Source organism: Vibrio hepatarius, from assembly GCF_043642085.1.
Lineage (GTDB): Bacteria > Pseudomonadota > Gammaproteobacteria > Enterobacterales > Vibrionaceae > Vibrio > Vibrio hepatarius_C.
The window spans coordinates 1-19066 of the sequence record NZ_JBHZSA010000022.1 but is presented as its reverse complement, the minus strand read 5'-3'; the positions used below and the strand labels follow the sequence as shown (position 1 = coordinate 19066).

General features: G+C 45.2%; 21 protein-coding genes. 18 read left to right on the top strand and 3 right to left on the bottom strand.

Features of this window, described 5'->3' with window-relative positions; translation table 11 throughout:
• Window positions 1-626: 626 nt before the first annotated feature.
• Complete coding sequence (gene queG, locus ACHUFZ_RS20570; RefSeq protein WP_394128616.1) at window positions 627-1739, bottom strand: tRNA epoxyqueuosine(34) reductase QueG; 1113 nt, start codon at window positions 1737-1739, stop codon at window positions 627-629.
• A gap of 206 nt (window positions 1740-1945) precedes the next feature.
• On the opposite strand from queG, the gene tsaE reads away from it, so the two are divergent.
• From tsaE to ACHUFZ_RS20525, 9 genes are all read left to right on the top strand, one after another.
• Window positions 1946-2410: a tRNA (adenosine(37)-N6)-threonylcarbamoyltransferase complex ATPase subunit type 1 TsaE gene (gene tsaE / locus ACHUFZ_RS20565; protein ID WP_004415854.1), complete on the top strand. Its 465-nt coding sequence runs from the start codon at window positions 1946-1948 to the stop codon at window positions 2408-2410.
• Window positions 2404-4128 (top strand): LysM peptidoglycan-binding domain-containing protein, encoded by a 1725-nt coding sequence (locus ACHUFZ_RS20560; protein ID WP_394128615.1) that lies wholly within the window; start codon window positions 2404-2406, stop codon window positions 4126-4128. Before tsaE ends, ACHUFZ_RS20560 begins: the two co-directional genes overlap by 7 nt.
• A gap of 14 nt (window positions 4129-4142) precedes the next feature.
• Entirely contained in the window at window positions 4143-6086 is a 1944-nt protein-coding gene (gene mutL, locus ACHUFZ_RS20555) for a DNA mismatch repair endonuclease MutL (RefSeq protein WP_394128614.1), read from the top strand.
• Window positions 6083-7033, top strand: a complete 951-nt coding sequence (gene miaA, locus ACHUFZ_RS20550) for a tRNA (adenosine(37)-N6)-dimethylallyltransferase MiaA (RefSeq protein WP_394128613.1) — start codon at window positions 6083-6085, stop codon at window positions 7031-7033. Before mutL ends, miaA begins: the two co-directional genes overlap by 4 nt.
• 186 nt (window positions 7034-7219) lie before the next feature.
• Complete coding sequence (gene hfq / locus ACHUFZ_RS20545; RefSeq protein WP_134837236.1) at window positions 7220-7480, top strand: RNA chaperone Hfq; 261 nt, start codon at window positions 7220-7222, stop codon at window positions 7478-7480.
• A 40-nt stretch (window positions 7481-7520) separates the two neighbouring features.
• Window positions 7521-8810 carry a ribosome rescue GTPase HflX gene (gene hflX, locus ACHUFZ_RS20540; protein WP_394128612.1) on the top strand — a complete coding sequence of 430 codons (1290 nt, stop codon included), beginning with the start codon at window positions 7521-7523 and terminating at the stop codon, window positions 8808-8810.
• Window positions 8811-8855: 45 nt separating this feature from the next.
• Window positions 8856-10046, top strand: a complete 1191-nt coding sequence (gene hflK / locus ACHUFZ_RS20535) for an FtsH protease activity modulator HflK (RefSeq protein ID WP_394128611.1) — start codon at window positions 8856-8858, stop codon at window positions 10044-10046.
• A 2-nt stretch (window positions 10047-10048) separates the two neighbouring features.
• Window positions 10049-11026 carry a protease modulator HflC gene (hflC, locus tag ACHUFZ_RS20530; RefSeq protein ID WP_394128610.1) on the top strand — a complete coding sequence of 326 codons (978 nt, stop codon included), beginning with the start codon at window positions 10049-10051 and terminating at the stop codon, window positions 11024-11026.
• A 73-nt stretch (window positions 11027-11099) separates the two neighbouring features.
• Entirely contained in the window at window positions 11100-11285 is a 186-nt protein-coding gene (locus tag ACHUFZ_RS20525; RefSeq protein ID WP_134837239.1) for a DUF2065 domain-containing protein, read from the top strand.
• 22 nt (window positions 11286-11307) lie between these two features.
• Here ACHUFZ_RS20525 and ACHUFZ_RS20520 read toward each other — a convergent pair whose 3' ends face one another.
• Together ACHUFZ_RS20520 and ACHUFZ_RS20515 are read right to left on the bottom strand one after the other, a co-directional pair.
• The gene (locus ACHUFZ_RS20520; protein ID WP_394128609.1) at window positions 11308-11535 is read right to left on the bottom strand and encodes a SlyX family protein; all 228 of its coding nucleotides are present in this window, start codon (window positions 11533-11535) and stop codon (window positions 11308-11310) included.
• 19 nt (window positions 11536-11554) lie between these two features.
• Window positions 11555-12535 (bottom strand): WD40 repeat domain-containing protein, encoded by a 981-nt coding sequence (locus tag ACHUFZ_RS20515; RefSeq protein ID WP_394128608.1) that lies wholly within the window; start codon window positions 12533-12535, stop codon window positions 11555-11557.
• 130 nt (window positions 12536-12665) lie between these two features.
• On the opposite strand from ACHUFZ_RS20515, the gene fkpA reads away from it, so the two are divergent.
• The 9 genes from fkpA to ACHUFZ_RS20470 form a co-directional block, all read left to right on the top strand.
• On the top strand, window positions 12666-13451 hold the full coding sequence (gene fkpA, locus ACHUFZ_RS20510) for an FKBP-type peptidyl-prolyl cis-trans isomerase (protein WP_394128607.1): 786 nt from the start codon (window positions 12666-12668) through the stop codon (window positions 13449-13451).
• A 186-nt stretch (window positions 13452-13637) separates the two neighbouring features.
• The gene (locus tag ACHUFZ_RS20505) at window positions 13638-14360 is read left to right on the top strand and encodes a helix-turn-helix transcriptional regulator (protein WP_008075289.1); all 723 of its coding nucleotides are present in this window, start codon (window positions 13638-13640) and stop codon (window positions 14358-14360) included.
• Entirely contained in the window at window positions 14357-14752 is a 396-nt protein-coding gene (tusD, locus tag ACHUFZ_RS20500) for a sulfurtransferase complex subunit TusD (protein WP_394128606.1), read from the top strand. Before ACHUFZ_RS20505 ends, tusD begins: the two co-directional genes overlap by 4 nt.
• Window positions 14749-15105, top strand: a complete 357-nt coding sequence (gene tusC / locus ACHUFZ_RS20495) for a sulfurtransferase complex subunit TusC (protein ID WP_394128605.1) — start codon at window positions 14749-14751, stop codon at window positions 15103-15105. Before tusD ends, tusC begins: the two co-directional genes overlap by 4 nt.
• A 7-nt stretch (window positions 15106-15112) precedes the next feature.
• Window positions 15113-15388 (top strand): sulfurtransferase complex subunit TusB, encoded by a 276-nt coding sequence (tusB, locus tag ACHUFZ_RS20490; protein ID WP_394128604.1) that lies wholly within the window; start codon window positions 15113-15115, stop codon window positions 15386-15388.
• Window positions 15389-15577: 189 nt separating this feature from the next.
• On the top strand, window positions 15578-15952 hold the full coding sequence (gene rpsL, locus ACHUFZ_RS20485; RefSeq protein ID WP_394128603.1) for a 30S ribosomal protein S12: 375 nt from the start codon (window positions 15578-15580) through the stop codon (window positions 15950-15952).
• Window positions 15953-16070: 118 nt separating this feature from the next.
• Complete coding sequence (gene rpsG / locus ACHUFZ_RS20480; RefSeq protein ID WP_004415829.1) at window positions 16071-16541, top strand: 30S ribosomal protein S7; 471 nt, start codon at window positions 16071-16073, stop codon at window positions 16539-16541.
• A gap of 156 nt (window positions 16542-16697) precedes the next feature.
• Window positions 16698-18800: an elongation factor G gene (gene fusA, locus ACHUFZ_RS20475; protein WP_394128602.1), complete on the top strand. Its 2103-nt coding sequence runs from the start codon at window positions 16698-16700 to the stop codon at window positions 18798-18800.
• Window positions 18801-18950: 150 nt separating this feature from the next.
• Window positions 18951-19066 (top strand): GTP-binding protein (locus tag ACHUFZ_RS20470; RefSeq protein WP_006877408.1); only part of this gene is annotated, 116 nt, incomplete at its 3' end.

Here is a 19066-nt window from a genome sequence, read left to right as displayed (position 1 = left end):
GACACTAGCTCAGTTGGTAGAGCGCAACCTTGCCAAGGTTGAGGTCACGAGTTCGAACCTCGTGTGTCGCTCCAAATCCCCTTCAAATGACACATTCATTTGAAACGGCCCTAGGCCACCGCTCTTTAGCTAATGCTGCGAAGCATGAACCCCAAAATACCGTAAGAAGTCCTCCTAAATATTAGGTGGGCGTTTTTATGTCTGAATTTATTGTATAAGCACGGGATGTGCTGATGAAAAAGCGATAGCAAACCCTGTGTGAGCTAGGCGTCTACACATCAGTCAACAGACTTATCCACAGATTTCTTGCTGTGGATAACTTGGTGGGTAACCCAAAATCAACTCAGAAAGAGTGCTTGACGAAAAAGATCTTTTTGTTTTTGAAACTTTCTTACTTATGCTTTGATTGCATTTAAGTTGTTGTTTTATATAGAAAATGATGTAGCTCACATACTTCGACTCACATGGCGTTACGATCATTAAGTCACTGTTTTTTGATCCTAGTCATTTCTTTACATTGTGATTAACTTCTTTATCTGTAAGAAAATGAGTAATCATCCTTTCTTTTTTCCACATTTTCATTTTTGGAGCTAAATCAACTTATCGACGACTAAGTTCGGCAAGTATTATGCATCTCTAGGTAGTCCTTTCTCGACAATTCTGATAAGGCGATTGAGCTTTGTTGAACTGAGAGGCAGTTGAGACTGTTGTTGAGCCAAAGCCCAGTGGATATGTTCGTCTAAAATTTCACTGAGTCCTATACGTGTTTGGAGTGCATCAACAATCGATTGCGCAAAAGGAGCATTCCCCATTGCAATAGATAAGTTGCGCAGCCACTGAAGATGGCCAATTCGACGAATCGCAGAACCTGCCATATTTTTTAAGAAAGTCTCTTCATCCCACAGGAACAGAGTCACCAAATTTGAATCCTCGAACGCTTCGCGTCGGTGAAAGTCTTCCTGTGCGGTTATCTCAGAAAAACGATTCCAAGGGCAGACCAATTGGCAATCATCACAGCCATAGATGCGATTGCCCATTGCTTGGCGAAACTCTTCGGGAATCACACCATCAAATTCAATCGTCAGATATGAGATACAGCGCCTTGCATCAACAACACCGTCAGCAACGATAGCTTGCGTTGGGCATGAAGTGATACAGGCTTTGCATTTTCCGCATTCATCTACACTAGGTTCATCAACTGGTAAGGGAAGATCGATCAATAGCTCACCCAAGAAGAACCATGAGCCACAATCTTTATCGAGTACTAATGAATGTTTACCCGTCCAACCAAGTCCCGCTTTTTGAGCTAAGGGACGTTCTAGAATTGGCGCTGAGTCTACAAAAGGTCGATAACCGAATTGGCCAACCTCTTGTTCAATTTTTTGGCCAAGTTTCTTCAACTGATTGCGGATCAGCTTATGGTAATCACGACCAAGTGAGTAACGGCTAACGTAAGCTTGGCTTGGATCCGCTAAATTGGCCGCAAAGCGTGCTTCTGGGGGTAAATAGTCCATACGTACGCTAATTACTCGTATCGTACCCGGCAGCAGTTCATGTGGGCGCGCTCTCATCATACCGTGGCGCGCCATCCAATCCATATCACCGTGGTAGCCCGCATCTAACCATCTTTGCAGTTCTTGTTCGTGCGCTGAGAGGTCTACATCGCAGATACCAATTTTTTGGAAGCCGAGTTCTTGGCCCCAAATTTTGATCTTTTCGACGAGCTCTTGATAGTTCATGCGGATACGCCTTAGTTGAAGGGGGGCAGGATCTTAACGGATCTTATTCATAGGATCTAGGCAGCCAATAGGGAAAAATACCAAGAAATCGCTGATTTTTCGTTTTACTTACACAAGATCTCTTGTCTCTCAAATCCAACCCAGTTTACTATTCCTATTCTTTTGATTTTTATAGTCACCGCATTAGACCCTAGAGATTGATCTTCATGACCACCAAACAATTTGCCCTAAAAGACGAACAAGCAACGATTCAATTAGGGACAGCCTTGGCTAACCTGTGTTCTCAGCAAACCACGATCTACTTACATGGTGATCTTGGTGCCGGTAAGACTACATTTAGTCGTGGTTTTGTACGTGCGCTAGGACATCAAGGTAATGTAAAGAGTCCAACTTACACTTTGGTGGAACCGTACCAGCTCGATCAATGGCAGGTTTATCATTTTGATCTTTATCGCTTAGCTGATCCAGAAGAGTTGGAGTTTATGGGAATTCGTGATTACTTTACTCCAGATGCAATCTGTCTTGTTGAGTGGCCAGAAAAAGGGCATGGCTTATTGCCAGAACCTGATCTGGATATTGACCTGCGCTATCAGGGTGAAGAACGTGTGGTTGAGCTGACTGCAAACAATCAATATGGATGTCAATTATTAGAACAGTTGGAGTTATGTTGAAGAGTCGATTATTAAGAGCTGTTTTCTTTCCGTTTCTCCTCGCTCTTACCTTAGTACCTAGTTTGGTTTTTGCGAACGCTTTAGAAGGCGTTCGTGTTTGGCCATCTCCTGATGAGACGCGTGTTGTTATCGATCTAAAATCGGAAGCGGAATATAGTTATTTCACGCTTTCTAGCCCTTCACGCTTGGTGGTCGATCTGAAAAAGACCAGTTTAAGCACAAAGCTGCCTATCAATATCTCTGATAGTCCAGTTCTGAAAAAGATCCGTAAGAGCTCTCCGCCAGATAAAGGCACTTACCGTTTGGTGTTTGAGTTGAGCCGTAAAGTAACGCCTCAGCTATTTAAACTGGCCCCAACCCCAGGCGGACAGTACGGTCACCGATTGGTGATTGATATGCCACATGACAGCCAAAAAGGCTCCACTTCAACTGCTACTAAGCCAACGAGCTCAACTACGGTGAGCCGTGATGCCTCTCAGTTACTTGGCACTGCAGATATTGTTGTCGCAATTGATGCCGGTCACGGTGGCGAAGACCCAGGTTCGATAGGTCCAAGCAAGAAATATGAAAAGCATGCGACGTTAGCGATTTCGAAGAAGATTGCTGCGCAAATTAATGCTACGCCAGGGATGAAAGCAGTATTGACGCGCGGAGGTGACTACTACGTCAACCTCAACAAGCGTTCGTCGATTGCACGTAAGAACAAAGCGCATTTATTGGTTTCTGTTCACGCGGATGCCTTCCGATCACCTAAACCTCGTGGCGGCTCTGTATTTGTGTTGAATACCCGTCGAGCGAATACAGAGATTGCGCGTTGGGTTGAAAACCATGAAGAACAATCTCAATTATTAGGCGGCGCAGGGGATGTGCTTGCTAAGAACACCAATGACAAAAACGTCAGTCAAACGCTGCTTGATCTGCAATTTAGCCACTCGCAAAAAGAGGGTTACAAGGTTGCGACTAAGATTCTCCGTGAAATGGGGCGTGCGGGTATTCATCTACATAAGAAAGAGCCAGTGAACGCAAGTCTTGCGGTACTGAAATCACCAGATATTCCATCTGTGTTAGTCGAGACCGGCTTTATTTCTAACCCAACAGAAGAGAGACTGCTGTTCCAGCGTAGTCACCAAGATAAGCTCGCTCGCTCTTTAGCTAAAGCGATCGTTCAGTACTTTGAGGCAAACCCACCAGAAGGGACGCTATTTGCTAATCGTGGTAAAACCATTAAGCATAAAGTGTCGCGTGGTGAGTCATTGTCTGTAATCGCCAAGAAATATGGCACATCGACCAAAGCGATTATGCAAACCAATAAGCTAAAAAGCAGTAGCTTAGCCATTGGCCAAGTGCTGACTATTCCTGGCACATCTAAGTCTGTTAGTGTACCAACAATCAGTAACCCCGTTGAGACTAAAACACTCACGCATGTGGTTCAAAAAGGTGATTACCTAGGTAAGATTGCCGCTAAATATAAGGTGTCAGTCTCGACCATTAAACGTGAAAACAACTTGAAGTCTGACACACTTAAGTTAGGTCAGAAGCTTAAGATTACGGTTAGTATGAAGGATCAGCCTCTGCGTAAGCATACTGTGAAAAGTGGCGAGTTCCTTGGCAAGATTGCCAGCAAGTACAGTGTGAGTGTCAGTGGCATTCGAAAAGCGAATAATCTACGTTCAGATCAATTGGCGGTTGGCCAAGTGTTGATTATTCCTCGTAACTAACAGTGTGATCAGACATGACGATTAAAATTCTTCCAGCACGTCTTGCCAACCAAATAGCAGCGGGTGAAGTGGTTGAAAGACCCGCTTCTGTTGTCAAAGAGTTGGTGGAAAACAGCTTAGATTCAGGTGCTACGCGTATCGATATTGATATCGAGAAGGGTGGCGCTAAGTTGATTCGTGTGCGAGACAACGGCAAAGGTATCGTCAAAGATGAGCTAGGCCTTGCACTCAGTCGTCATGCAACCTCAAAGATTCACACCTTGGATGATCTTGAAGCCATCATCAGTTTAGGCTTTCGTGGTGAAGCTCTGGCGAGTATCAGTTCAGTTTCTCGTTTGACCATGACGTCCCGCCCAGCCACACAAGAGCAAGCTTGGTCTGCATACAGTGAAGGGCGAGAGATGCAGGTCAAATTGCAACCTGCAGCGCATCCGATTGGCACAACAGTCGAAGTGCTCGATCTGTTTTTCAATACGCCGGCAAGACGTAAATTCCTCCGCACTGAAAAAACAGAGTTCGCCCATATTGATGAGCTTCTCAAGCGTATTGCTTTAAGTCGCTTCGATGTGACGATCAACGTTAGGCACAACGGCAAGTTGATCAAACAATACCGAGCAGCGAAAAGCGAAGCTCAGGCAGAGAAGCGTATCGCGGCAGTCTGTGGCAGTGCATTTGTACGTCATATGCTCAAAATTGAACTTGAGCACCAAGGGTTAAAGTTGCACGGTTGGATCACGGCGCCGGAAGGGGCTCGTCAACAGAGTGATCTTCAGTACTGCTACGTCAATGGCCGGATGATGCGTGATAAGTTGATTAATCACGCGATCCGCCAGAGTTACGAAACCAGTTTGCGTCCGGATCAGTTTGCGACCTATGTGTTGTTTATTGAATTGGATCCGCACCAAGTGGATGTCAACGTACATCCCGCTAAGCATGAGGTGCGCTTCCACCAAGCGCGACTAGTACATGATTTTATCTATCAAGCCCTAAGTGACGCTTTAGCGCAAAGCGCGCACATCGATAAGCCAGAGCAAACTGCTTCCGCTTTCCATATCGAGCCTGTGCACACTGAATCAGAAGCTTCGCCAGTAGAGCCATCACCACAAGTCTCTTCGCAAGAATATCAAGCGATCGAATTTGTTCCTTCCTATCCGGGTAAAGCAGATTATCAGCAAAGTAGAGACAACCTTCGTGAAGCGCGACCTCGCAGCGAGTGGAATGAGTCTCGCCCTACCAGTAAGCCAAGGGTTACTGAGCGTTACGGTGAACCCGCGCCAAGCCAGCGAGAAGTCAAAGCCTATCAAGAGCTAATGCAGACGCCGGAGTGTGACCCCATTCAAGCTGAGCAACCCAAGCAAGAAAAAACCACGGAACAAGCACCATTGCCTGTGGTCGAAGCTTTAGGTAAAGCGATGCACGTGGTTCAAGGACATTATCTGGTGATGGGCAGTAAGACAGGGACTTGCTTGGTGAACTTGGCGAAAGCAGAGTGGCTGCGAGTCAATGGTCAACTGGCAACACACCGCGGCAGTTTAAAGAGTCAGCCGCTATTAGTGCCGCTGGCGTTGAAACTCGATCAAGAGTTGCTGAATACAGCCAGTAAGCTAGAGCCTGTGTTGAAAATATTTGGCATTGACTTGAAAGCACGCGGTAGCAAGGCGTTGATGATCATGGGTGTGCCGCAGCCGCTTCGACAACAAAATCTACAACAACTGTTGCCAGATCTGTTATCTTACGCCGCTTCGTATGTCGCCAGCGAACAGCCACTGGATCATGCCCAGTTAGCAAACTGGTTAAGTGATCAAATTACTCCGGTAAAAAGCGACTACACTTTGTCGGAAGCAATTCAAATCATTGCTGATATTGAACAACTTTGGCAGGGGCAGCTTCCACTAGGGGATGCCACCTTCGTAAGGCCTGTTGATTTTTCTGCAACCATTGCAGCTTTAGAATTATGAAAAACAAAGAATTACCTTTGGCTCTGTTTTTAATGGGGCCAACCGCATCAGGCAAAACAGATTTAGCGATTCGCCTAAGAAAGAAGTACCCAGTAGAGATCATCTCAGTAGATTCTGCGTTGATTTACAAAGGGATGGACATAGGTACCGCTAAGCCGGATGAGCAAGAGCAGGCGTTGGCACCACACCGCTTGATCGACATTTTAGATCCAAGTGAAGCGTATTCAGTCGCCGATTTTCGCCGTGATGCGCTGATTGAGATGGACAAGATTGTAGCGCAAGGCAAGATCCCATTATTAGTGGGCGGCACTATGCTTTACTACAAAGCGTTGCTTGAAGGCTTATCACCACTTCCGGCTGCAAATCCAGAGATCCGTCAGCAAATTGAGCAAGAAGCATTGACTCATGGCTGGGATAAGCTTCACGATGATCTGAAAGAAATTGATCCTGTTTCTGCTGAGCGAATCCACCCGAATGATCCACAAAGATTATCTAGGGCATTGGAAGTTCATCGAATTTCAGGTAAAACTCTTACTGAGTTAACTCAAATCAAAGGTGAAAGTCTGCCTTACCGAGTTAAACAGTTTGCAATAGCTCCCAAGGAAAGGGCTGAGCTCCATCGTCGAATTGAGCTGCGCTACGAGAAAATGATAGAAGCGGGCTTTGAAGATGAAATGCGTGCACTTTATGCTCGTGATGATCTTCATCCGGATCTACCATCGATTCGTTGTGTCGGTTATAGGCAGATGTGGGACTATTTGGATGGGAACTGCACACTTGATGACGCGATCTTTAAAGGCGTCTGTGCAACTCGTCAATTGGCCAAGCGACAAATCACCTGGTTACGCAGCTGGGATGATTTAACTTGGTTAGATAGTGAGAACATTGAACAAGCGCTAGAAACTGTTTCAAATGCAATAGCATCTGAAGGTTTTAGCTGTGTATAATGTGATCGCTTTTGCGTGAATGTACCCTGTAAAGGATCTGTTACTTGAAATTTCGGTTTAAAGCCGTCATAACAGGTAACGACAGGGTGTTATTTTATTCGTTTAGCTCAGAGCAAAGGCCGCACTTTGTGCAGCGCACCACTAGCTAAATAACTAAAACAAAATTACAAAATAAGGAAAATAAAAATGGCTAAGGGGCAATCTTTACAAGACCCATTCTTAAATGCATTACGTCGTGAACGTATTCCAGTATCTATCTACCTTGTAAACGGAATTAAACTACAAGGTCAGATCGAGTCATTTGACCAATTTGTTATCTTGCTGAAAAACACAGTTAACCAAATGGTGTACAAGCACGCTATTTCAACGGTAGTTCCTGCTCGTCCAGTGAGCCACCACAGCGGTGATCGTCCACAAGGTGATCGTCAAGAGAAATCAGAAGATTAATTTTCTGAATTACCTATTTAGTTTTTAAGGAGTTGATTGCTTGTTTGACCGTTATGAAGCCGGTGAGCGAGCCGTACTTGTTCATATCAACTTCACGCAAGAAGGGGAGTGGGAAGATCTCAGCGAGTTTGAGATGCTGGTCTCTTCTGCTGGCGTTTCTACGTTACAAGTTGTAACCGGAAGTCGCCAGTCACCACACCCTAAATACTATGTCGGAGAGGGCAAAGCTCAGGAGATTGCACAAGCAGTGCAGTTGGCTGGTGCTGATATTGTGATTTTTAATCACTCCCTCTCTCCTGCCCAAGAACGTAACCTCGAAGCGTTGTGTAAATGTCGCGTACTAGATCGCACTGGTCTAATCCTTGATATCTTTGCTCAGCGTGCCCGTACCCACGAAGGTAAGCTACAAGTCGAACTTGCTCAGCTACGCCATATCTCTACTCGATTAATTCGTGGTTGGACTCACCTTGAAAGACAGAAAGGTGGTATCGGTTTACGTGGTCCAGGTGAAACTCAGCTAGAAACTGACCGACGTTTATTGCGTGTACGTATTAAGACGATATTACGTCGTTTAGAGAAAGTCGCTAAACAACGTGAACAAGGTCGCCGTGCAAGAAGTCGAGCGGAAATCCCGACTGTCTCCCTCGTGGGTTATACCAACGCCGGGAAATCGACGCTGTTTAACCGAATCACCGAAGCAGGTGTCTACGCTGCTGATCAGCTATTTGCTACCTTGGATCCTACTTTGCGTAAGATCGAGCTATCAGATGTTGGCCCGGCTATTTTGGCCGATACAGTAGGTTTCATTCGACACTTACCGCACGATTTGGTTGCTGCGTTTAAAGCAACACTTCAGGAAACGCAAGAAGCTGACATTTTGTTACATGTTGTTGATGCCAGTGATGAGCGTTTTCGTGAGAATATTCAAGCTGTTCATGAAGTACTAGCTGAAATCGACGCGGATGAAATTCCGGCGTTGGTTGTCATGAACAAGATCGATAACCTCGAAGGTCAAAACCCTCGAATCGATAGGGATGACGAAGGTGTCCCTCAAACGGTTTGGCTTTCAGCGATGGAAGGCAAGGGGATTGAACTCTTGTTTGACGCGCTGACTGAACGTTTGGCAAGTCAAATGGTTCAGCACCAAATGCGAATTCCGCCACAACATCAAGGCAGACTTCGTAGTACATTCTTTCAGATGAAGTGTATTCAACGAGAAGAATATGACCAAGAAGGCAACCTGTTGATTGAAGTTCGAATGCAACAGGCGGATTGGTCTAGACTTGAAAAAAGAGATGAGGCAGTTTTACGTGACTTTATAGTTACTTAAATGACTGCTACAGTATAACGTCATATCAAATGATGGAGCTTTCTAATGGCGTGGAATGAGCCTGGTAATAACAACGGCAACAATGGCCGCGATAATGACCCTTGGGGTAATAACAATCGTGGTAACAAAGGTGGCCGTGATCAAGGACCGCCAGACTTGGACGAAGTGTTTAATAAACTGAGTCAGAAACTGGGTGGAAAGTTTGGTGGCAAAGGTGGTAAAGGATCGTCTATTGGTGGCGGCGGTGGTGCACTAGGTTTTGGTGTTATCGCAGCAATCGCAATAGCTATTTGGTTCTTTGCAGGCTTTTACACTATCGGTGAAGCTGAGCGTGGTGTTGTACTACGCCTAGGTAAATATGATCGCGTGGTCGATCCTGGTCTTAACTGGCGTCCTCGTTTTATTGACGAGTATGAAGCCGTTAACGTTCAGGCAATTCGTTCTCTTCGTTCATCAGGTCTAATGCTGACTAAAGATGAAAACGTTGTGACGGTTGCAATGGATGTCCAATACCGTGTTGCTGACCCATACAAATACCTATTCCGTGTAACTAACGCAGACGACAGCTTACGCCAAGCGACTGATTCTGCTCTACGTGCTGTTGTGGGTGACTCTTTGATGGATAGTATCCTGACAAGTGGTCGTCAACAGATTCGTCAAAGCACGCAAGAAACGCTGAATGAAATTATTGATAGCTACGACATGGGTGTTGTCATCGTTGACGTCAACTTCCAGTCAGCACGTCCGCCTGAGCAAGTTAAAGATGCATTCGATGATGCTATCGCGGCTCGTGAGGATGAGGAGCGTTTCGAACGTGAAGCAGAAGCTTATCGTAACGATGTTCTTCCTAAAGCGACAGGTCGTGCTGAACGTCTGAAGAAAGAAGCATTGGGTTACTCTGAGCGCGTTGTAAACGAAGCGCTAGGTCAAGTGGCTCAGTTTGAAAAACTACTACCAGAATATCAAGCGGCTCCAGAAGTTACTCGTAACCGTCTGTACCTAGATACAATGGAAGAAGTTTACAGTAATACTTCGAAGGTTCTGATCGATTCAGAGTCAAGTGGCAACCTACTCTACTTGCCAATCGACAAGTTAGCGGGTGAAGGTCAATCTCAAACAAAACGTAAAACGAAGTCCACTTCTGCTTACGACCAAATTGAGCTTGAAACTCAGTCAAATGACACAACTTCAGACTCGCAATCTCGTACAACTGGTTCACGTCAAGGGAGATATTAAGAATGCGTAAGTTAATGATCCCTGTATTAGTCGTAACGATTGCATTGCTGCTGATGTCAGTATTCGTTATCCAAGAGGGTGAACGAGGTCTAGTAATCCGGTTCGGCCGTGTCCTAGATGACAACGGTGTTTCTAAGATTTACGAACCTGGCCTTCATTTCAAAATGCCTCTGTTTGACCGTGTGAAAACTTTAGATGCACGTATTCAGACAATGGATGGTCGTTCCGACCGCTTCGTAACGTCAGAGAAAAAAGACGTTATCATCGATACTTACGTTAAGTGGCGTATCGAAGATTTCGGTCGTTTCTACCTGACAACAGGTGGCGGTAATGTGCTAACGGCTGAAGCGCTACTTGAGCGTAAAGTGACTGACGTTCTTCGTTCTGAAATCGGTGCTCGTGAAATCAAACAGATTGTGTCTGGTCCACGTAATAACGATGTTCTACCAGATAGCGTAGACAGTGAAGAAGTAACAACGGAAGCGGCAAAAGAAGCACTAGAGATTGATGGTGAGCGTGACAAGATCATGGCAAATGTACTGGAAGGTACACGTGATAGTGCGCTAACGGACTTAGGTGTTGAGATTGTTGATTTCCGTATGAAGAAAATCAATCTTCCTGACAACATCAGTGACTCTATCTACAAGCGTATGCGTGCAGAGCGTGAGTCAGTAGCTCGTAAACACCGTTCTCAAGGTCGTGAGCGTGCGGAAGTTATCCGTGCTCAAGCTGAGCTAGAAGTGGCAACGGTTCTTGCTGAAGCGGATAAGACAGCGCGAGTAACACGCGGTGAAGCGGATGCAAAAGCGGCGAAGATTTATTCGGATGCTTACAATAAAGATCCTGAGTTTTACAGCTTTATGCGTTCTTTGAAAGCGTACGAGAAATCGTTCAGCAACAAGAGTGATATTCTAGTATTGGATCCGAAGAGTGATTTCTTCCAATACATGAATAACGCCAACGGCGCACCAGCGAAGTAATCGCTATTCAGTTATGATAAAGGCTCCTTGATGGAGCCTTTATTTTTTTGTTTCTAGTACAATGAGGTTAACTATGTCGAACTCATTATGGCTGGCATTTGGGCTGGTACTTATCGTTGAGGGATTAGGCCCACTGATCGCACCTAATGGCTGGCGTCGTATGGTTGCTGAGATGAGTCAACAGCCTGACAATCAATTACGTCGAATCGGTGGCTGTTTGGTCGTTGCCGGCGCTGTTATCGCCTATATATTTAGTTAGCCCTAGAATAGCTAAGTGCTTACTAGTAGTGAGGAGGCGGCGTCTCTTCTGAAGGATCTGCAAGATTCGAAGAGTCCATGTTCTTCACTTTACCGACCACGTATTTCATCTGATCGCGCATCTTGGTGATCAGTAGCTGCTGCTGACTCAGCGCATCATTCAATTCTTCAATAGTTTGCTCTTGGAAAGCTAACTGACACTCTAGGTCATTTACACGGCTTTCTAACAGTTCAATTCGCTTTTCTGTCATCGCTAACGGTTCTTCGTTGTTAATAGTCCACGTCCCAAGCTTGGGCTATGCCAGCGGATGTGCCGGTAATGACGCGGTTCTGGCTATCAAAGGCTGCATCATACACCACTGCGCGTGGAGGGCGAGTATCTTTTAGTGGCTCGGCTTCAAAACCATCGACCCTTTTGCCACTTTGAGTGTTCCACACCATGATTCTGCTTGAAGGTGTTCCTGTGACTAAGTACTGACCGTCATCGGAAAAACGCGCAGTAGAGAAAATCAGTTGACGCGAAAAACTACTCAGCTGCGAGAGTTTCTTTCCTGATGGGAGTTCCCATACTATCGCTTGGTTACCGCCGTCAGAAGTAAACGCTAACTGGCCATCACGCTGTAAGGCCACTCGATTGACTCGTTGCTCATGCTCAAAGGTGTGAATGATTTGCCCAGTGTCGGTGTTCCAAAGGTAGGCTTTATAGTCGTTTCCTCCTGACAGAGCAAAACGGCCATTGGGAGAAAGGGCGACGGAATTGACTTTTTCGTTATGGGCAAGGAACTCTAGACGACGTCCGGTGACTAAGTTTACGTAAATGGCTTTGCCATTCGAGAGGCCGAGTAATACTTGGTCCCCGTTACTTGCAATATCAATGTCACGGATTAATCCATCAGAAATAGACCATAAGCCTTGTGCTTGAGTCCATGCTAAATCCCAAACAGCAAAGTTTATTTGGGTTGCGGTGACGGCAAAGCGGCCGTTATCCGAGATTCGAATTTGCGAGACTGTGCTTGATTGAGGGTCTTGTGGGCCTAAAGAGGCCAGTTCTTGACTCTCAATAAGATCCCAAAGAACCAACTGGTGTTCTCGGGAGTAGAGCAGGGCAAAGCGTGCATCTCGGCTGAGTGCAAAACTAGTGGTACCTTGAGGCTCGATGGTCCAACGTTGTGCATCTTGGGTGGAGAAAAAACACCCATTTAACAAAAAAATGGTCATAACAAGGATTAGTGAGCTAGTAAATTTACGCATTGAGTCCAAATATCCGCTTGTTTACGTTTAATTAAAACGCATATTGGTTATATTGGTACAACATGTGAATGTGTACCAGTCTTTCTTAAAGAACTGTGCACAAAGACAAAAGTCTCAATTGGAGAGTTAAATGAAATCAATTTTTAAAGTGTCACTGCTTGCTGCAACTGTAGCATTGGCTGCTGGCTGTCAAAAAGAAGAAGAACCTAAAACAGACGCAGCACCTGCAGTAGAGCAAGTACAAGCGGAAACAGGTAAAGCGGTTCACTTTAAAACAGAAGATGACAAAGCGGCTTACGCAATTGGTGTCTCTTTTGCAAACTACCTGAATACCAGCCTAGATAAGCCAAACGAGATTGGTATTACGCTAAATAAAGATCTAGTACTTAAGGGCATTGAGCACGTATTTGCGGGTAATCCTGAACTGAACGAAGAAGAAACTCGTGCTGCTCTAGAAGCGCTAGACAAGCGTGTTGCAGAAACAATGCAAAAGCAAGCAGCTGAGAAAGCGGCAGCTGCGAAGAGTGAAGGTGACAACTTCCGTGCTGAGTTTGAAAAGCAGGAAGGCGTAGTGAAGACTGACTCTGGTCTACTTTACCAAGTGATCACTCCGGCAGAAGGTGAGCAACCAAAAGATACTGATACTGTTCAAGTACATTACAAAGGTACCTTGATCGACGGTACTCAGTTCGATAGCTCTTACGATCGCGGCGAGCCAGCAACTTTCCCACTTAACCGTGTTATCCCAGGTTGGACTGAAGGCGTTCAGTTAATGCCTGTAGGTTCTAAGTTCAAGTTTGTTATTCCGCCAGAGCTTGCATACGGTGAGCAAGATACACCGACTATTCCTGCAAACTCTACTCTAGTGTTTGAAGTTGAACTGCTGAAAATCGATAACGGTGAAGCCGCTCAATAAGCTTAAATAGCGAACATGTTAAAGGCTTGGATGATTCCAAGCCTTTTTTATTTCTCGTTCTGATGAAATATAACTAACGAATTTTTTGTTCTAAATCACTAGATGACAGGTTAGCTAGGTGTGCTCTTCAAAATTTCTGATAAACTTACACCAATTTGTTGATTTTTCGCTCTAAGGCTTAAAGAAGTGACAACTACAGAAACAGTAAACACGGATATGCTGCTCGAAATGGAATCTGTTAATGTGATGCCATTTAGTGAGCACGACAAAATTATTCTTAGATCTTATGAAGCTGTCGTTGATGGCATTGCGAGTCTCATCGGTCCGTTTTGTGAAATCGTTCTTCACTCACTTGAAGACTTGAATACCTCAGCGATCAAAATCGCCAATGGTGAGAACACCGGTCGTCAAGTTGGTTCGCCAATCACTGACTTAGCATTAAAAATGCTGCGTGACATTGAAGGTTCAGAGCGCAACTTTTCTCGTTCGTATTTTACCCGAGCGAAAGGTGGCGTATTGATGAAGTCAATCACAGTCGCTATTCGCAACGGTGAAAATCGCGTGATTGGTTTGCTTTGTATCAACGTAAATCTTGATGCACCTTTTTCTCAGGTTCTGCAATCTTTCATGCCAACGGAAGAAGCCAAACAAGCAGCGTCATCGGTAAACTTTGCCAGTGATGTAGAAGAGCTGGTGGACCAAACGGTTGAACGTACGATTGAAGAAATCAACGCTGATAAGTCAGTGTCGAATAATACTAAGAATCGTCAAATCGTAATGGAACTATACGATAAAGGTATCTTCGATATTAAAGATGCGATTAACCGCGTAGCCGATCGCTTGAATATCTCTAAGCACACCGTTTACCTCTATATTCGCCAACGTAAAACTGAGGATGATGAAAGTTGAGTCAATTGACTTATACCTTAGTGGTGAATGGCTCGGTCTACGGCAGTCAATCGGCACGTAGCGCCTATCAGTTTGCTCAAGCTGTGATTGTTAAAGGACATACCTTGGTCAGCGTGTTCTTTTATCAAGATGGCGTGACTAACGGCAGCGCGTTGACCGTCCCTGCCAATGATGAGTTTGACCTCGTTAAAGCGTGGCAAGAGCTTGCTCACGCACATAGTGTTCGTCTTGAAACGTGTGTTGCGGCTGCGCTGCGTCGTGGCATTGTCAGCCAAGATGAAGCCAATCAGCATGGCTTGAGTCAAAGCAACTTAGCGGAAGGTTTTCATCAAGCGGGCTTAGGCAGCTTGGCGGAAGCGATGTTAGTGCAAGATAGGGTAGTACAGTTTTGAGTCAGTTAACGTATCTCTTTCGTAGCGCGCCTCATAGTCTTTCCTCGGGTCGAGAGGGGGTTGATGCTTTACTGGCGGCCTCAGCGTATTGTGAAGACATCTGTGTCATTTTTATGGGTGATGGTGTCTATCAGTTGCTACACGGTCAGCAAACGGCAGATATCTTAAGCAAAGACTATTCGCCGATGATGAAGCTATTTGACCTCTATGATATCGAGCAGGTCTTCGTCTGTCATAGCTCTCTGGAAGAAAGAGGCTTGGCGCAAGCTGACTTGGTCATTGATGCTCAATCACTGACGCATTCTGAGCTAAGTGAGCTGCTTCATAGCGCTGGTAAAGTACTTACATTCTAGGTGTCTTATGCTCCATATCGTTAAAAACATACAAGCGTTAGAAGAAGTGGTATCAGTCTTTAGTGACGGTGACAGCTTGATTCTAATTGAGCAGGCGGTGTTTGCTGCTAATCCCCAGCATAAGGTTTATCGCCAGATCCAAGGTCTTGATATTTCAGTATTAAATAGTGATGCCAAAGCTCGTGGCATTGAGAATCGAATTAGCTCTAATATTGCGCTTATCGATTATGATGGTTTCGTTGAATTGACCGTCACACACACAAATTCGGTGACTTGGGAGTAGCCGAATCTCACCGCTCGTTTCGTGTCGTCGGATGTTTACACTCTTTTGCTCAGAGTTGAACAAAAAAGATCCGTATATTTCTTGACACACCTCTCACTGCTGAATAGAATTTTGCGTCCCTAACTGCCACTAGTAGTTAGGGATAGATTTTTCACAAAGCTTACTTTCAAGTAAATCAGGAGCTAGTTAATGGCAACTATTAACCAGTTGGTACGTAACCCTCGTGCAAAGCAGGTTGTTAAAAGCAACGTGCCTGCACTAGAAGCGTGTCCACAAAAACGTGGTGTATGTACTCGTGTTTACACTACTACACCTAAAAAACCTAACTCGGCACTACGTAAAGTTTGTCGTGTACGTCTAACAAACGGTTTCGAAGTAACTTCGTACATCGGTGGTGAAGGTCACAACCTTCAAGAGCACTCAGTTGTTCTAATCCGTGGCGGTCGTGTTAAAGACCTTCCGGGTGTACGTTACCACACAGTACGTGGTGCACTTGACTGTGCTGGCGTAAATGACCGTAAACAAGGTCGTTCTAAGTACGGTGTGAAGCGTCCTAAGTCTTAATCGTCTTTTCTTTTAAAGAAAAGCGTTAAGTAAGGCCAAACACTAAAATTAAATTTTAATTTTTGAAGAAACTGAAAAGTTTTGGATAACCTGAAGAATAAGACAACGGAGAAATTCCATGCCACGTCGTCGCGTCATCGGTCAGCGTAAGATCCTTCCAGATCCTAAATTCAAATCTGAATTGCTGGCAAAATTCGTTAACATCCTTATGGTTGACGGTAAAAAATCTACTGCAGAGAAAATTGTTTACACTGCACTAGATGCAATGGCTGAGAAATCTGGTAAAGATCACTTAGCTGTATTTGAAGAAGCTCTTGAAAACGTTCGCCCAGCGGTAGAGGTTAAATCTCGCCGTGTAGGTGGTTCAACTTACCAAGTACCTGTAGAAGTACGTCCGGTTCGCCGTAACGCACTTGCTATGCGTTGGTTGGTTGAAGCTGCGCGTAAGCGTGGTGAAAAATCTATGGCTCAACGCCTAGCTGCTGAAATGCTAGACGCGTCTGAGAACAAAGGTACTGCGGTTAAGAAACGTGAAGACGTTCACCGCATGGCTGACGCAAACAAAGCGTTCGCACATTACCGTTGGTAATACCTTTCAGTGCCGCGGGAACCCTCGCGGCGCTACTCTAGTTCCTATGCGCAAGCCTAGGAACTATTGCTATATCTAGGGGTAAGGAAAATTGCCCAATGCAATCCTAAAATTATCTAGAAATAGCAATAGTCCCTAATTCAAGAGGATTCAATCGTGGCTCGTAAAACACCTATTGAGCGCTACCGTAATATCGGTATCGTCGCTCACGTAGACGCAGGTAAAACAACCACAAGTGAACGTATTCTGTTCTATACTGGTCTTTCTCATAAAATCGGTGAAGTGCACGATGGCGCTGCTACCATGGACTGGATGGAGCAGGAGCAAGAGCGTGGTATCACAATCACCTCAGCTGCGACTACAACTTTCTGGCGTGGTATGGAAGCGCAATTCCAAGACCACCGCATCAACATCATCGATACTCCTGGACACGTAGATTTCACTATCGAAGTAGAGCGTTCACTACGCGTACTTGATGGTGCTGTTGTTGTGTTCTGTGGTTCATCAGGTGTTGAACCTCAATCTGAAACTGTATGGCGTCAAGCAGACAAATACCATGTTCCACGTATGGTATTCGTCAACAAGATGGACCGTGCAGGTGCTGACTTCCTACGCGTTGTTGATCAAATCAAAAACCGTCTTGGTGCGAACCCTGTTCCTATCCAGCTTAACGTTGGGGCGGAAGAAGACTTCAAGGGTGTTATCGACCTGATCAAGATGAAGATGATCAACTGGAACGAAGAAGACCAAGGTACGACCTTCAATTACGAAGATATCCCAGCAGACATGCTAGAAATCGCTGAAGAGTGGCGCAACAACTTAGTTGAGTCAGCTGCAGAAGCGACTGAAGAGCTGATGGATAAATACCTTGAAGAAGGCGAACTGACTGAAGCAGAGATCAAACAAGCTCTACGTACTCGTACACTAAATAACGAAATCGTACTGGCCACATGTGGTAGTGCGTTCAAAAACAAAGGTGTTCAAGCGGTACTAGATGCAGTTGTTGAATACTTGCCTTCACCAGTAGATGTTCCTGCGATTAAAGGTGTTGATGACAATGATAATGAAGTTGAGCGTCATGCAGACGACAACGAACCGTTTTCTGCACTGGCATTTAAGATCGCAACTGACCCATTCGTAGGTACGCTAACCTTTATGCGTGTTTACTCGGGTGTCGTGAACTCTGGTGATGCGGTTTACAACTCTGTTAAACAGAAGAAAGAACGTTTTGGTCGTATCGTTCAGATGCACTCAAATAAGCGTGACGAAATTAAAGAAGTCCGTGCGGGTGATATCGCGGCTGCGATCGGTCTAAAAGATGTGACTACAGGTGACACTCTGTGTGATCAGAACCATAAAGTGATTCTGGAACGCATGGAATTCCCTGATCCGGTTATTCAGATCGCAGTAGAGCCTCGCTCTGTTGCCGATCAAGAAAAGATGGGTATTGCACTAGGTAAACTAGCGGCAGAAGATCCATCTTTCCGTGTCGAAACGGACGACGAAACAGGTCAGACTCTGATCTCTGGTATGGGTGAACTTCACCTAGATATCATCGTTGACCGTATGAAACGCGAATTCAGCGTTGACTGTAATGTAGGTAAACCTCAGGTTGCTTACCGTGAAACGATCCGTGGAAGTGCGGAAGTTGAAGGTAAATTTGTTCGTCAATCTGGTGGTCGTGGTCAGTACGGTCACGTATGGATCAAACTGGAGCCATCTGAACCTGGCGAAGGTTTTGTCTTTGTTGACGAAATTGTGGGTGGTGTGGTTCCTAAGGAATACATCAGCTCGGTATCGAAAGGTATCGAAGAACAAATGAATAGCGGTGTTGTAGCGGGTTACCCGGTACTAGACATTAAAGCAACGCTGTTCGATGGTTCTTACCACGATGTTGACTCTAACGAGATGGCGTTTAAGATCGCCGGCTCGATGGCATTCAAGAAAGGTTCGCTTGAAGCGCAACCTGTGCTTCTTGAGCCTATGATGAATGTTGAAGTAACGACTCCTGAAGATTGGATGGGTGATGTTGTTGGTGACCTTAACCGTCGCCGCGGCATGATCGAAGGTATGGATGACGGTGTGGCGGGTATTAAGATCGTCCGCGCTCAAGTACCTCTATCTGAGATGTTTGGTTACGCAACTGACCTACGTTCTGCAACTCAAGGCCGTGCGTCTTACTCTATGGAGTTTAACGAGTACGCTGAAGTACCGAAAAACTTTGCAGATAAAATCATTGCAGCGCGTGGTTACTTATAAACGTCTTGATCTGAAAAAAAGTCTGGTTTTTTTTAAAGATCAATGCGTCCAAATATTGCGCTGACTGACGTTGGCGCATAAAATAGCAATTTCTGGCGCGTCTCGATCAATTCGGATCGTGGCGAATCATAACTAGGAAGGAACACGATCGTGTCTAAAGAAAAATTTGAACGTACTAAACCGCACGTTAACGTTGGTACTATCGGCCACGTTGACCACGGTAAAACAACTCTAACTGCTGCTATCTGTACTACACTTGCAAAAGT